General features: G+C 59.0%; 13 protein-coding genes and 2 pseudogenes. 8 read left to right on the top strand and 7 right to left on the bottom strand.

Going from position 1 to position 13,820, the window contains the following annotated elements; all coding sequences use genetic code 11:
- Window positions 1–190: 190 nt before the first annotated feature.
- Window positions 191–2,005 (top strand): glycoside hydrolase family 15 protein, encoded by a 1,815-nt coding sequence (locus AB4N84_RS26360; RefSeq protein WP_460043925.1) that lies wholly within the window; start codon window positions 191–193, stop codon window positions 2,003–2,005.
- A 128-nt stretch (window positions 2,006–2,133) separates the two neighbouring features.
- Here AB4N84_RS26360 and alkB read toward each other — a convergent pair whose 3' ends face one another.
- The 3 genes from alkB to AB4N84_RS26345 all read right to left on the bottom strand — a co-directional run bounded on the left by alkB (window position 2,134) and on the right by AB4N84_RS26345 (window position 3,405).
- Window positions 2,134–2,811 (bottom strand): DNA oxidative demethylase AlkB, encoded by a 678-nt coding sequence (gene alkB, locus AB4N84_RS26355; protein ID WP_460047153.1) that lies wholly within the window; start codon window positions 2,809–2,811, stop codon window positions 2,134–2,136.
- Between the two features lie 29 nt (window positions 2,812–2,840).
- The gene (locus AB4N84_RS26350) at window positions 2,841–3,020 is read right to left on the bottom strand and encodes a hypothetical protein (protein WP_074750304.1); all 180 of its coding nucleotides are present in this window, start codon (window positions 3,018–3,020) and stop codon (window positions 2,841–2,843) included.
- A gap of 79 nt (window positions 3,021–3,099) precedes the next feature.
- Window positions 3,100–3,405 (bottom strand): DUF1883 domain-containing protein, encoded by a 306-nt coding sequence (locus tag AB4N84_RS26345; protein ID WP_074750306.1) that lies wholly within the window; start codon window positions 3,403–3,405, stop codon window positions 3,100–3,102.
- Between the two features lie 169 nt (window positions 3,406–3,574).
- Here AB4N84_RS26345 and AB4N84_RS26340 point away from each other — a divergent pair, with 169 nt between their 5' ends.
- On the top strand, window positions 3,575–3,931 hold the full coding sequence (locus AB4N84_RS26340) for a hypothetical protein (protein ID WP_074750308.1): 357 nt from the start codon (window positions 3,575–3,577) through the stop codon (window positions 3,929–3,931).
- Between the two features lie 29 nt (window positions 3,932–3,960).
- Here AB4N84_RS26340 and AB4N84_RS26335 read toward each other — a convergent pair whose 3' ends face one another.
- Together AB4N84_RS26335 and AB4N84_RS26330 are read right to left on the bottom strand one after the other, a co-directional pair.
- Window positions 3,961–4,242 carry a hypothetical protein gene (locus tag AB4N84_RS26335; RefSeq protein ID WP_074750310.1) on the bottom strand — a complete coding sequence of 94 codons (282 nt, stop codon included), beginning with the start codon at window positions 4,240–4,242 and terminating at the stop codon, window positions 3,961–3,963.
- A 149-nt stretch (window positions 4,243–4,391) separates the two neighbouring features.
- Entirely contained in the window at window positions 4,392–4,571 is a 180-nt protein-coding gene (locus AB4N84_RS26330) for a hypothetical protein (RefSeq protein ID WP_074750312.1), read from the bottom strand.
- Window positions 4,572–4,929: 358 nt separating this feature from the next.
- Here AB4N84_RS26330 and galU point away from each other — a divergent pair, with 358 nt between their 5' ends.
- The 3 genes and pseudogenes from galU to AB4N84_RS26315 form a co-directional block, all read left to right on the top strand.
- Window positions 4,930–5,772, top strand: a complete 843-nt coding sequence (gene galU / locus AB4N84_RS26325) for a UTP--glucose-1-phosphate uridylyltransferase GalU (protein WP_074750314.1) — start codon at window positions 4,930–4,932, stop codon at window positions 5,770–5,772.
- 137 nt (window positions 5,773–5,909) lie between these two features.
- The gene (gene gorA / locus AB4N84_RS26320; protein ID WP_460043924.1) at window positions 5,910–7,265 is read left to right on the top strand and encodes a glutathione-disulfide reductase; all 1,356 of its coding nucleotides are present in this window, start codon (window positions 5,910–5,912) and stop codon (window positions 7,263–7,265) included.
- A 170-nt stretch (window positions 7,266–7,435) separates the two neighbouring features.
- Window positions 7,436–9,088, top strand: a pseudogene (locus AB4N84_RS26315) (hybrid sensor histidine kinase/response regulator); the annotation flags it as partial.
- Here AB4N84_RS26315 and AB4N84_RS26310 read toward each other — a convergent pair.
- A complete protein-coding gene (locus AB4N84_RS26310) occupies window positions 9,085–9,801 on the bottom strand; it encodes a DNA-binding protein (protein WP_460043923.1) in 717 nt (238 codons plus the stop codon). The pseudogene AB4N84_RS26315 and the gene AB4N84_RS26310 overlap by 4 nt on opposite strands.
- 349 nt (window positions 9,802–10,150) lie before the next feature.
- Between AB4N84_RS26310 and ahpC the strand changes: the two genes are divergently transcribed.
- Together ahpC and ahpF are read left to right on the top strand one after the other, a co-directional pair.
- A complete protein-coding gene (gene ahpC / locus AB4N84_RS26305) occupies window positions 10,151–10,714 on the top strand; it encodes an alkyl hydroperoxide reductase subunit C (RefSeq protein ID WP_062381274.1) in 564 nt (187 codons plus the stop codon).
- 138 nt (window positions 10,715–10,852) lie between these two features.
- Window positions 10,853–12,415: an alkyl hydroperoxide reductase subunit F gene (gene ahpF, locus AB4N84_RS26300; protein ID WP_460043922.1), complete on the top strand. Its 1,563-nt coding sequence runs from the start codon at window positions 10,853–10,855 to the stop codon at window positions 12,413–12,415.
- 159 nt (window positions 12,416–12,574) lie between these two features.
- On the opposite strand, the gene gloA is transcribed toward ahpF, so the two are convergent.
- Window positions 12,575–13,096, bottom strand: a complete 522-nt coding sequence (gene gloA / locus AB4N84_RS26295; RefSeq protein ID WP_074750322.1) for a lactoylglutathione lyase — start codon at window positions 13,094–13,096, stop codon at window positions 12,575–12,577.
- Between the two features lie 109 nt (window positions 13,097–13,205).
- Here gloA and AB4N84_RS26290 point away from each other — a divergent pair.
- A pseudogene (locus tag AB4N84_RS26290) lies at window positions 13,206–13,797 on the top strand (DUF4946 domain-containing protein); the annotation flags it as partial.
- Window positions 13,798–13,820: the final 23 nt, after the last annotated feature.

Raw genomic sequence — 13,820 nt, 5'->3', positions numbered from 1 at the left:
GTACCCGGATGATCTGCGGGCGGGAGTGTGCTCTCGAGGCCGGCACTTCGTTGCCTCTCTGGCAGTGAAGCGTCGGCATTGATGCGCACGCTGACGTCCGCCGGTTCTCCGGTTTCTTCGCGACCGAAGTCGTCGGCACAGCGTCTTGCTGTGACCGATGGTCGTGTACACCAAGAGGGAACATTGCCCCATGGCTGTATTGATTGAAGATTACGCGCTGCTCGGCAACTGCCGGACGGCGGCGCTGGTGGCCCGCGACGGGTCGCTGGACTGGTTGTGCTTTCCGCGCTTCGACGCACCTGCCTGCTTTGCAGCCCTGCTGGGCGACAGCGACAACGGTCGCTGGAAGATCGCGCCCACTGAGCCTGGATGCCAGTCACGGCGCAGCTACCGCGACGGTACGCTGATTCTCGAAACCCTGTTCACTACTGACACCGGTCAGGCGATGCTGATCGACTTCATGCCCATGGAAATGGAGAGCAGCGTTGTCCGTGTGGTGGTGGGCGTGGAGGGGACCGTTGATTTCACGATGGACCTGGCGATCCGCTTTGACTATGGCAGCACCGTGCCGTGGGTGGAAAAGCGAGACCCGCACACCATGACCGCCGTGGCAGGTCCCGAGATGCTGGTGCTGCGCACGCCTGCAGAACTGCACCCGCTCGATCACCACACGCAAAGCCGGTTCACTGTAAGTGCGGGGCAGCGCCTCGGCTTTGCGCTGGCGTGGCAAGCGTCCCACGAGCCTGTGCGGGCGGCGTTCGATGTCGAGCAGGCGTTGAAGCAGACGGAAACGTTCTGGCGAGAGTTTTCGGACCGCTGCCCCGATGTCGGGCCCTGGACCGATCAGGTCAAGCGCTCACTGATCACCCTCAAGGCCATGACCTACGCGCCTACCGGCGGTATCGTCGCGGCGGTCACCACCTCGTTGCCGGAGCAGTTGGGCGGCGAGCGCAATTGGGATTATCGGTTCTGTTGGTTGCGTGATGCGACCATGACGCTGCTGGCTTTCATGAACCTGGGCTATTACGAAGAGGCCACGGCCTGGCGCAACTGGCTGTTGCGGTCGGTGGCGGGGAACCCGGAACAGGTTCAGATCATGTATGGCCTGGGCGGCGAGCGGCGTTTGCCGGAGTACCAGCTGCCGTGGCTGAGCGGCTATGAGGGATCGCGCCCGGTGCGGATCGGTAACGCGGCGGCCACGCAGATACAGCTGGACGTGTACGGGGAAGTGGCCGATGCCATGACGCAGGCGCTAAAAAGCGGCTTGCCCCGTCTGCCGCGCAGCACGGAGATCCAGAAAGTCATCATGCCGTTTCTGGAAAGGGTCTGGCACCTGCCGGATGCGGGGATCTGGGAAATTCGTTCCGAGCCTCGGCACTTTACGCACTCCAAGGTGATGGCGTGGGTGTCTTTTGATCGCAACGCCGGCGTGTTGGCGCAGAGTGATCACCCGGAAGCCCGCGAGCGCGGTCTGCATTACCGCAGGGTCGCCGATGAGATCCATGCCGATGTCTGCATGAACGGGTTTGATGCCGAGCTGGGCAGTTTTGTGCAGACCTACGGCGGCAAGGAACTGGACGCCAGTCTGTTGCAGATCGCGCTGACCGGATTCTTGCCGGTGGACGATCCACGCGTGAGCGGCACCGTGGTCCAGATCGAGCGGTCTCTGATGCAGGACGGCTTGCTGCTGCGCTATGACGGTGAACGCAGCACCGATGGCGTGTCGGGCAGTGAAGGCACGTTTCTGGTCTGTTCGTTCTGGCTGGCGGACGTGTATGTACTGCAGGGTCGCGACAAGGAAGCGCGCGATCTGTTTGATCGCCTGTGCGGTCTGTGCAACGACGTCGGCCTGCTCGCCGAACAGTACGACCCCCGCGATGGCCGCATGTTGGGCAACTTCCCCCAAGCGTTCAGCCATATCGGGATCATCAATACGGCGTTGAACCTGCATCGGGTGGTGTGCCCGGTCAAGACCCGGGCGACGGCAGAAGTCGTCACCCCCTGATGCGACGCCAAGCCTGTAGGCGTGAGCGTGCTCGCGATGACGTCGGCACGTTCAACACCGAAATCGTCTGACGTTTCGCAATCGCGAGCAAGCTCACTTCCAAAGGGAGTGCGCCTTACTCGCGACGTTCACCGTGCCTTGCGAAACGTGAAGTTGATGCGCTGTTCGCCCAGTTGAGGGTGTTCGGCCTGCTTGACTGGCATCACGCCATGAAACCTCAGGCGGTCTTCACCGCCCCATACCACCACATCGCCATGAAACAGCGGTACGCGTTGAGTCGTGTCGCTGCGGGCGTGACCGCCGAACAGGAACATCGCCGGGATGCCGAGCGATACCGACACCACTGGCCATTCATACCCTCGCTCGTCCTTGTCTTGGTGCAGCGACATTTTTGCGCCCGGAATGTAGCGGTTGATCAGGCAGGCGTCAGGAACAAAAGCGGCGAAGCCCGCAGCGTCAGCAGCCGAGCGCGCCAGCTCCATGAACACCTCGGGCATCTCGGGCCAGGGCTTTCCTGTTTGCGGATCGATTCGGGTGTACTGGTAGCCGCTGCGATCAGTGGTCCAGCCAAACTGCCCGCAACTGCTCAGTGCCACAGACATGGTGTGCCCACCGGGCGTGATCATGTTGCGGAAGGGCGCGCGGGTGAGCACTGACTCAAGCGAGGGCAGCAAGCGGTCAATGAGCGGCAGGGCGAAGCCGCGAAACACAAAAGACCGAGGGCCAATCTGCTCGGACGCTGAGGATTGCGGCGTGTCGTCGGCAAACAGGTCGAAGGTGGCGGGTGTGGTGCCTTTGCGTTGCATCATCGCGGCGTTACCGGTTATCAGGTGTGTCAGAGTGCCTTGCTGACTTTGACATCGCTGATCACATCATCGCTGCCGCTGTGCATTTTCTGCAATGCAGCCAGGGCTTCTTCGGCGGAAGGCGATTGCAGCAAAGCAAACTCGAAGCGGCGCTCGCCATTCAGTTTGTAGCTGATGGCATATTTGACGACAGGGGCGGATGCGGTCACGTTGTGTTCCTTGAAAACGGAAGGAGGAGGGCGTGGCAACAAAGCTTTCACGCCTTACGGTGGTTAATGAACGACAGGATCAGCTCAGCCGCGAAGATGTCCGGCGTACGATTTTGATCGAATGAGTGAACGTCGTTTTGCGGCCGCCATTCGTGTCCAGCTTGCGCCCGGCGGTGTCGATGGTGATGTTCCAGAACCCGGTGCTGGGCACCGCGATCTTGGCCGGGAAGCGGTCGAATGCGCCGCCGTGATAGGTGTGGCGTCCGCCGTTTTTGAAGCTGCGGAAATTCGCGTCGCTCATCAGGCGTATGTTGCAGAGCTGGGAGCACTCGATGACGACCAGGTCGTCTTCGTTGAGGTGCTCGCGCTGGTGTACGAATTTCATGGGTGTCTCCGGAGACAGGGCATTCTCGAAAACCCGAAACGATAGCACGGTGGGCACTGGCATTGTGCGCGAGCGCGGTGTAATCGCCGCATTTGCGGCTAAAAAAGTGAGACGGGCACGGACTTTATCGAGCTCCGGCTTGTCGTAGGACCTTTACTGGAGGGATTGTATGAAACTCGCTGTTGTTGTTCTGGCTCTGGCGATGACCGGTTGTGCTTCGGTGGCAGACATCGAGCACACGCCGCCCACCATGAGCGTGATGTCGGGCAAGAATCCTCAGGAATACACCGAGTGTTTTATCGCCAGGATAGGTGACAGTCGCAAGCCTCCACAGATTGAGGCTCACCACGAGGGTATGCGCATCATCGTCCCGCAAAAATTCACCAGCGAGACACCGACTGCGATCGTGGATGTCGAAAAACGCTCAGGGGGCAGTTCAATCAAGTTGTTTGAAAGTGGCGGCAACAACCCGCTGAGACCCAAGGATATTCAGCATGCGGTGACCGCCTGCATTTCAGGGGAATGACGCTGCGTTGATCGTCCGCCCACCGCAGGCTACTTGCACACCACGAGTACGTTGCGCGTCTTGTAGTTGCCGACATCGACCCCCAACGTCTTGTCGGCGTCCTTGGGCTGGGGCGTGCCGTTGGTGCTGACGATGTTGTAGCCGGTTCCCGCGCACGAGGCGTCGGCTTTTTCATAGCAGGCGGCCCAGGACATGGCCTCGCCGGAGCAATCGATGCTCAGGGCTTGTTTACCGTCTTTCAGGTAAGTGTCTTGCGCAGTGGCGCAGCCGGTCAGGCCCAGTACAACAATGAGGGACAGGTTCTTGATCATTTCTAATGCTTCGCGATGAGGGCCGGGTTGATAAGCAGCTTTCGTGAGACTGACGGGTTGTGCCATCGTTCCGGCATCACCCAATAAATTTCAGGTTGAAGCCCGATCAGGCCCGCTGGCCAGGCCTGATCGGCAGCCTGCCAGGCAGACTATTTATCGCTGCGACGACGGGGCGCAGGCGTGTCTTCGAACACGGCGGCGACTTCGACAGCGCTGCTTTCGCTGTCGAATGGGCCGGCAACGGCTTCCTGGTCGTGGCCGACAAGCCACCATTTGCCATCCTGGAGTTTCTTGATCTGGTACCCGTTTACAGTTTTGACTTCCGACATCGATCCATCTCGATTAGTGATTCAGGTCGCCATGATACGGCGCAACGGCATTATTTTCCTACGCAAACGGATGAAGCGGGCTACGCTTGCTCCTGTCATGAACCGGTGGTTTTGAGGGGAGGGATGTCCTCATACGCGTGACGCGACGGACAATGAACGGCCATTCGGCGAGCAAACGTCTGCGAGCAATTTCCGGCGGTTTGCAGATGTTCTGTGGTCGCAATATCCGTAAACGTGCGGAACTATCTGCGCAACTATTCCTCTACCATGGCAGCGAACGGCCAGTGGCGGGCATTGTAAGGTGATCAACGCCTGATTAGACTGCGCCGCAACACCCCCAGCCCCATCAAGGACTTATATGATCAAGAAATGCTTGTTCCCTGCAGCCGGTTACGGCACTCGCTTTTTGCCAGCGACCAAAGCCATGCCTAAAGAGATGCTGGCAGTTGTCAACAAGCCACTGATCCAGTACGGCGTGGAAGAAGCACTTGCTGCGGGTTTGAATGAAATTTCCATCGTCACCGGTCGCGGCAAGCGCGCGCTGGAAGATCACTTCGACATCAGCTATGAACTGGAACACCAGATCAAAGGCACCGACAAAGAAAAATACCTGGTCGGTATCCGCCGTCTGATCGACGAGTGCAGCTTCTCCTACACCCGTCAAACCGAAATGAAAGGCCTGGGTCACGCGATCCTCAGCGGTCGTCCGCTGATCGGCAACGAAGCATTCGCCGTGGTATTGGCGGACGACCTGTGCGTCAACCTTGACGGCGACGGCGTTCTGGCCCAGATGGTCGCGCTGCACAAGCAATACAAGTGCTCGATCGTGGCCATCCAGGAAGTCGATCCGAACGAAACCAACAAGTACGGCGTGATCGCAGGTGAAGAGATAAAGCCGGGCCTGTTCCGCGTGACTGACATGGTCGAGAAGCCAAAGCCGGAAGACGCGCCGTCGAACCTGGCGATCATCGGTCGCTACATCCTGACGCCGGACATTTTCGAAAAAATCGAAAACACCGAGCCGGGCAAAGGTGGCGAAATCCAGATCACCGACGCCCTGATGAAACAGGCGGCCGAAGGCAACGTGCTGGCTTACAAGTTCAAAGGCCAGCGTTTCGACTGCGGTGGCGCTGAAGGCTACGTCGAAGCGACCAACTTCTGCTTCGAGCACTTCTACAAAACCGGCAAATCCACTCAGTGATTTGGCTGTGTCGGTGAATTGACCGACAGCTGTACTGCAAACAAGGCCACCTTCGGGTGGCTTTGTCGTTTCTGTCCTACAGACCTTGCCGAGCGCGCTGGAGCGGTTATGCTAGCCCTCCTGTCAAGGAGAAAGAAATGAGCTACGACTTCGACCTGTTTGTGATCGGCGCCGGTTCCGGTGGTGTTCGCGCTGCACGTTTTTCCGCAGGCTTCGGTGCCCGCGTGGCGGTCGCTGAAAGCCGCTATCTGGGGGGGACGTGTGTCAACGTCGGGTGTGTGCCAAAAAAGTTACTGGTCTACGGTGCGCATTTCTCCGAAGACTTCGAGCAGGCCAAGGGGTTTGGCTGGACCAGCGGTGAAGCCGAGTTCGACTGGCCGACCCTGATCGCCAACAAGAATCACGAAATCCATCGCCTTAATGGTGTGTACCGCAATCTGCTGGCCAACAGCGGTGTGACCCTGATGGAAGGGCACGCGAAGTTGCGCGGTCCGCACGAAGTCGAAATCAACGGCCAGGTGCACACCGCCGAGCACATCATGATCGCCACAGGTGGCTGGCCGCAGACGCCGGATATCCCGGGCCGCGAGCACGCCATCACCTCCAACGAAGTGTTCTTCCTCGAGCAGATGCCCAAGCGTGTCGTGGTGGTGGGCGGCGGCTACATTGCCGTCGAGTTTGCCTCGATCTTCAATGGCCTCGGTGCCGACGTCTCGTTGATGTATCGCGGTGAATTGTTCCTGCGCGGCTTTGACGGCAGCGTGCGCACGCACCTGCACGAAGAGCTGGCCAAGCGCGGCATGGACATTCGTTTCAAGACCGAAATCGAGGCGATCGAGAAGCTCGCGGACGGCACCTTGCAACTCACGCTCAACGACGGCAGCAGCTTCAATACCGATTGCGTGTTCTATGCCACCGGACGCCGTCCGATGCTGGACAACCTCGGCATGGAAACCGTCAACGTCCAGCTCGACGAGAAGGGCTTCGTCAAGGTCGATGAGCGTTATCAGACCACCGAGCCGTCGATCATCGCCGTGGGCGATGTCATCGGCCGGGTTCAGCTGACGCCGGTGGCGTTGGCTGAGGGCATGGCGGTTGCTCGACGCCTGTTCAAACCCGAGCAGTACCGTGCTGTGGATTACAACCACATCCCCACTGCGGTGTTCAGCCTGCCCAACATTGGCACCGTCGGCTTCACCGAGGAAGAAGCTAAAAAAGCGGGCCATGACGTGCAGGTGTTCGAAAGCCGCTTCAGGCCGATGAAGCTGTCGCTGACGGATAACCAAGAGCGCACGCTGATGAAGCTGGTGGTCGACACCCAGACGGATCGCGTATTGGGCTGCCATATGGTCGGTCCGGATGCGGGTGAGATCATTCAGAGCCTGGCGATTGCGCTGAAGGCTGGCGCAACCAAGCAGATTTTCGATGACACCATCGGCGTGCACCCGACGGCCGCCGAAGAGTTCGTCACCATGCGTACCGCCACACGCTGACACTGGCGTCATGGCGCTGATGTAGCCCGGCCTCATGGACGAGGACCGGGTGAGCACTTGTTTTTGAAGGACGGACCCACTTTTTGACCAGCAAGAGTTTTTCGGCATCCATGCCCTTGAATCCCTCTGCGCCTGACGATCCATCGACCGATCAGCCGTCGCTCGCCGTTGAAAAAGCGTTGCACGAAAGTGAGCGGCAGTTCCGCACGCTCGCCGACAACATGAGTCAGTTGGCGTGGATTGCCGATGCTGGCGGATGGATTTATTGGTACAACGCGCGCTGGTACAGCTACACCGGCACGTCCCATGAGGCAATGATGGCGTTGGGGTGGCGATCGCTTCATCATCCCGATCATCTGGAACGTGTCGACTCGCGTTTTCGCCGTTGCTTTGCAACAGGGTCTATCTGGGAAGACACCTTCCCGCTGCGTGGCAAGGACGGTTTGTACCGTTGGTTTCTCTCGCGAGCACTCCCCATTCGTGACGACTCCGGGAGTATCACTTACTGGATCGGCACAAACACGGATATCACTGCACAGGTCAAGGCCGAAGACGCTTTGCGTGAGCTCAACGAGAGTCTTGAGCTTCGCGTTGCGGAGCGCACCCGCGAACTGGCCGACATCAACGAGCGTCTGCAGGTTGAGATTGCCGAGCGCGCTCAGGCCGAAGAAGCATTACGCCACGCACAAAAAATGGATGCCATCGGGCAACTCACTGGCGGCATTGCCCATGACTTCAACAACATGCTCACGGGCGTGCTGGGCGCATTGGACCTGATTCGGCGCCGAGTCGCGGCCGGGCGAGTGTCGGAGATTGACCACTACATCGAGGCTGCGATGAGCTCGGCGAATCGTGCGGCCTCGCTGACCCATCGACTGTTGGCGTTCGCCAGGCGCCAGTCGCTGAATACGCGCGCGGTGGACATCAATCACATGGTCGTGTCCATGGAGGAGCTGCTGCGGCGAACCATTGGTGAAAGCATTGAGCTGGAAATCGACCTGAACAGCTCGCTGCGTTTGACCCACACCGACGAACACCAGCTTGAAAACGCACTGCTGAATCTGGTGATCAATGCGCGCGACGCCATGCCTGACGGCGGCCGCTTGCTGATCCAGACCGAAGTGGTGCACGTGGCCGTGCTGCACGATGCGCTCACGCCGGGCGATTACGTGCGCCTGAGCGTGCAGGACACCGGCACCGGTATGTCCAGCGATGTGATCGCCCGCGCCTTCGATCCTTTCTTCACGACCAAGCCGATCGGCCAGGGCACAGGGCTTGGGTTGTCGATGGTGTACGGCTTCATCAACCAGACAGGTGGCCAGGTTCAGATCGACAGCGTTGAAGGGCAGGGCACGCGCATCGACCTGTATTTGCCGTGCCACTTCGAATCGAATGAGCGGCAGGTCCCCACGAATGAAGATCCGGCCCCGCCTCGTGCCAGTCAGGGCGAGCGTGTGCTGGTCGTTGAGGACGAGCCGGATGTGCGGATGTTGGTGGTCGATGTGTTGCGCGAGCTTGGCTATTCGGTAGAAGTGGCGCCGGATGGCGCAGCGGCGTTGCCGATCCTGCTGGGGGCTGGCCGTATCGATCTGTTGGTGACCGATGTCGGCCTGCCGGGCATGAATGGAAGGCAACTCGCGGAAATCGCCCGCCAGCACCGGCCTGAGCTGCGCGTGCTGTTCATGACGGGTTACGCGCGCAATGCCCAGGTGCGGGGCGATTTTCTAGACGCTGGCATGGACATGCTGACCAAGCCATTCAGCATCGATGAGCTGGCACAGCGGGTGCGTGGGCTGATCGAGGCGCCGTCTGACAGTGCTTAGCCCTCGCGGGAGGGTGGCGCGGCAGGCTGCCCCGCTCGTACGTTTTCCAGTGCCACTTCGGTCTTGATCAAGATGAGTTCCAGCACCCGGTTCTGCTGGTCGCGTTCGGTCAGGCGCTCCTGAATTTTTTCGCTTTCCTTGATCGCGTTATTCAATCGCTCCTGAAGCAATGCGCATTGGGTGTGGGACTGCAGGTGCTGTTCTTTCAACGAACGAATCTGCTCGTCCTTGTCTTGCAGGCGAGACTCAACGTCTTTGGCTGCTTGAACCAGGCGCGCGTTGTGTTTTTGCTCTGTTTGCAATTCGTGTTGCGTGCTGAGCAAGGTGGCTGTCTGGGTGCCCAGCTTGGTGGTTTGCAAGGCGTGGCGCTCAATCAGGTCGGCCAGTTGGCGTTGGGTCTGTTGCAGCGTGTCTTGCAATGCTTTCTTTTCGGCGTCGAGTCTGGCCTGTGCTTTGTCAATGTGTTCCTGCGCCTGTTCCCGCAGGCGACTGGCCAGGCGACTGACGAGGGCCAGTAACTCGTCGTCGATCTGTGAAGGTGAGGCGCCAGTATCATGCTCATCCAGTTCACGCATGAAACGGTGGATGGTAGTCTTGGAGCCAGTATTGCCCATCTCGATACGTACTGCATCGATACTGGGATTTTCGCCACGCGCGACCAACGCCAGCCTTGCCGCCTGAACTTCTGCCCTGCTTACACCGCTGCGCGCCATGCATGCCCCTGTCAAAACGTACTGTGTTACGTATGTAGTGTTACATACCATCAATGCGCGTCATTGTGCGTGATCTTTGTCCAGATGTCCTAGTGACTTGAACACATCAGGAAGAACTCGCTAGGCTGTGGGCGCGTTCAAAGGGCGGCGGAGGACGGGGCCATTCGTCTTGATAGGAGCGAGGCACGAAAAGGTGTCACTGATTTCTTCTATTAATAGAGTGGTTCTATAGCGAAAACCAATCACCAGCATGAGGTTTGCCAATGAGCCATCTCAGGTGATTGTGAGTAATATCCTCCCCATCGATTTGACACACACCCAATTTTCCAACCCTAAGGAGATCCACCCGATGCCTATCATTAACAGCCAAGTAAAACCGTTTAAAGCGACCGCTTTCAAGAACGGCTCTTTCGTTGACGTTTCGGATGCTGACCTCAAAGGCAAATGGTCTGTGGTGTTCTTCTACCCAGCCGACTTCACCTTCGTCTGCCCAACCGAACTGGAAGACCTGGCTGACAACTACGACGCGTTCCAGAAACTGGGCGTGGAAATCTACTCCGTTTCTACCGACACCCACTTTGCTCACGCTGCCTGGCACAACACCTCGCCAGCGATCGGCAAAATCCAGTACACCATGATCGGCGACCCAACCCTGACCATCTCCCGCAACTTCGACGTTCTGATCGAAGAAGCAGGTCTGGCTGACCGTGGCACCTTCGTGATCAACCCTGAAGGTCAGATCAAAATCGTTGAACTGAACGACGGCGGTGTCGGCCGTGACGCTTCCGAGCTGCTGCGCAAGATCAAGGCTGCTCAGTACGTGGCTGCTCACCCGGGCGAAGTCTGCCCAGCCAAGTGGAAAGAAGGCGAAGCGACTCTGGCTCCGTCCCTGGACCTGGTCGGCAAGATCTAAGTCCCCATGACACTCATGGCCGGACCGGGAGCGATGAGCTCTAGCACGTAAACCGCATCGCCCCCAAAAAACGCCCGGGCGGTTATCGCCTGGGCGTTTTTATTTCCAGATTTAGAATATTGAAAAGGAAGCCGAATCATGTTGGACGCCAATCTTAAAGCTCAGTTGAAATCGTACCTGGAGCGGATCACTCGCCCAATCGAGATCGTCGCGTCCCTTGATGACGGCGCGAAATCGCAAGAAATGCTGGCACTGCTCAATGACATCGTCAGCAGCTCCAATCAGATCACCCTGAATACCGATGGCAACGATGCACGCACACCGTCTTTCGCCCTGAACAGCCCGGGCCAGGACATCAAGCTGCGTTTTGCCGGCCTGCCGATGGGCCACGAATTCACCTCGCTCGTACTGGCCTTGCTGCAAGTCGGCGGCTATCCGTCGAAATCCAGTGAGGACACGATCGAGCAGGCGCGCGCTTTGACCGGTGAGTTCAAGTTTGAAACCTACTTCTCGCTGACCTGCCAGAACTGCCCTGACGTGGTTCAGGCGCTGAACCTGCTGGCCGTGCTGAACCCGAATGTGCAGCACGTTGCGATCGAAGGCAGCCTGTTCCAGCAAGAAGTCACTGACCGCCAGATCATGTCGGTCCCCAGCATCTACCTGAACGGCGAGCTGTTCGGTCAGGGCCGCATGAACCTGGAAGAGATTCTGGCGAAGATCGACACCAGTGCCGGTGATCGTCAGGCCGAAAAGCTCAATGCCAAAGAGGCGTTCGATGTGCTGGTCGTCGGTGGTGGCCCGGCGGGGTCCGCTGCGGCGATCTACGCAGCGCGTAAAGGTATTCGTACCGGTGTCGCGGCTGAGCGCTTCGGCGGTCAGGTGCTGGACACCATGGCGATCGAAAACTTCATTTCGGTGCAACACACTGAAGGCCCGAAACTGGCGGTCGCCCTTGAAGAACACGTCAAGGAATACGAAGTCGACATCATGAACCTGCAGCGCGGCGACCAGCTGATTCCTGGCAAGGATGGCGAGCTGCATCAGGTCAAGTTCGCCAGTGGTGGCGTGCTCAAGGGCAAGACCGTGATTCTGGCGACCGGTGCCCGCTGGCGCGAAATGAACGTGCCGGGCGAGCAGCAATACCGCAATAAGGGCGTGGCTTACTGCCCGCACTGCGACGGTCCGCTGTTCAAAGGTAAACGTGTCGCCGTTATCGGTGGCGGCAACTCGGGCGTCGAAGCGGCGATCGATTTGGCCGGTATCGTGTCGCACGTGACGCTGCTCGAGTTCGACACCACCCTGCGCGCTGACGCCGTGTTGCAACGCAAACTGCACAGTCTGCCAAACGTGACCGTGCTGACCAGCGCGCTGACTACCGAAGTGACGGGTGATGGCCAGAAGGTCAATGGCCTGCGCTACAAGAACCGCACCACCGGCGACGAACTCAACATCGAGCTGGAAGGTATCTTCGTGCAGATCGGCTTGCTGCCGAACACCGAGTGGCTCAAGGGCACGATCGAGCTGTCGCCACGGGGTGAGATTGTTGTCGATCAGCGCGGTGAGACGTCGATCCCCGGGGTCTTCGCGGCCGGTGACGTGACCACGGTGCCGTACAAGCAGATCGTGATCGCGGTCGGCGAGGGCGCAAAGGCTTCCCTGAGCGCATTCGACCACTTGATCCGCACCAGCGCACCGGCTTGATGCCTGGCTGAGTCAGCAGAAACAAAAAAACCTCATGAGCGATCATGAGGTTTTTTTATGCGCGATTGCTTTTGCAGGCGCGCGGTCAGTCAAGGCCGAGTGAGCTGATCCGGCGCCATTGCGGGCAAGCACGCGCCCACAGAGCGCGTTACGCGGGGCTTAAACCGGCGTTGGCTGGATGATCTCGACCCAGTAGCCATCCGGGTCCTTGATGAAGGCCAGGCTCTTCATCCGGCCGTCGGTCAGACGTTTCTGGAAGTCGACACCCAGTTCTTCAAAGCGCGCGCAGGCGACGTGCACATCCGGTACGGAGATGCAGATGTGGCCAAAACCGCGTGGATCGGTGTTGCCGTTGTGGTACGAGAATTCGGGATCTTTCTCGGTGCCATGGTTGTGGGTCAGTTCCAGAATGCCAGGGATGCCTTTCATCCAGACATTGCGTGCCGCGTCGTCGGACGGGATCTGCGCCTTGTCGACCAGGGCCAGGAAGTAGAGGCTGAACTCCGCTTCGGGAAAGTCACGCTTTTCGACCAGGCTGAACCCCAGCACGCGGGTGTAGAAATCCAGCGAGGCGGTGATGTCCTTGACGCGTAACATGGTGTGGTTAAACACGAATTGCGCAGTGGCCGCGTCAGGTTGGGCAGTGACGCCAGGGAAAGTGTTCAGTTCGTGCAGGCTCATCGATGACTCCAGGGTGGTCCTGTAAATGTTGCCTCATGATACGGGACGCGGCGCGTGAGCCAAAACCCAATGTGCAGAGTGCGACGCCGGGCCTTGTGACCGTGGCGCGTCTGGCTCACACTTTCGGGCTCGACGTTCAGGTATCGGTCATGTTCTTTACGTTACGCACGTTCTTCCTCGCAGGTCTGTGCCTGCCCCTGGGTCTCAACTTCGCGTCGGCGTCCGACGCCATGATCGTCTGGCCGAGTGACTGGGAAGTGGAAGCCTTGCCTCAGCCGCCTTCAACGCCTGACCATCCCTCGGTGCAAATCCGTCAGCGAGCCGTCAAGAATGATCAGAACGGTAATCCGGCGATGGTGGTGGAGCTGACGCAGACCCGATTGCAACCCGGTCATGACGTCAATGTACAAGGCGTATTGCTGGAAATGCGCAAGGCCGTGCAGGTCAATTTCGTCCGCAGCGGGTTTCAGAGTGTCTGCACAAAGATGAAAGACAGCACGCTGAGCGAGGTTCCCGCCATGGAGACGACCTGCACGATCACGCAGAATGGGGCGCACGTGATGACCCAGACCCTCGTGGCGGCAGCCAATAAGGAGATGGCCTGGTCGCTGTCCTACGCGGGGTCGGCGGATGGCTATGCGGCCAACAAGGAGGAAGTTCTACGGATCCGCGACAGCCTGCGTCTGGATGTAACACCGTGATCGAAAGTGAACGGGTTCAAATC

Source organism: Pseudomonas sp. S2_H01, from assembly GCF_054668305.1.
This window is presented reverse-complemented; position numbering and strand designations above follow the sequence as displayed.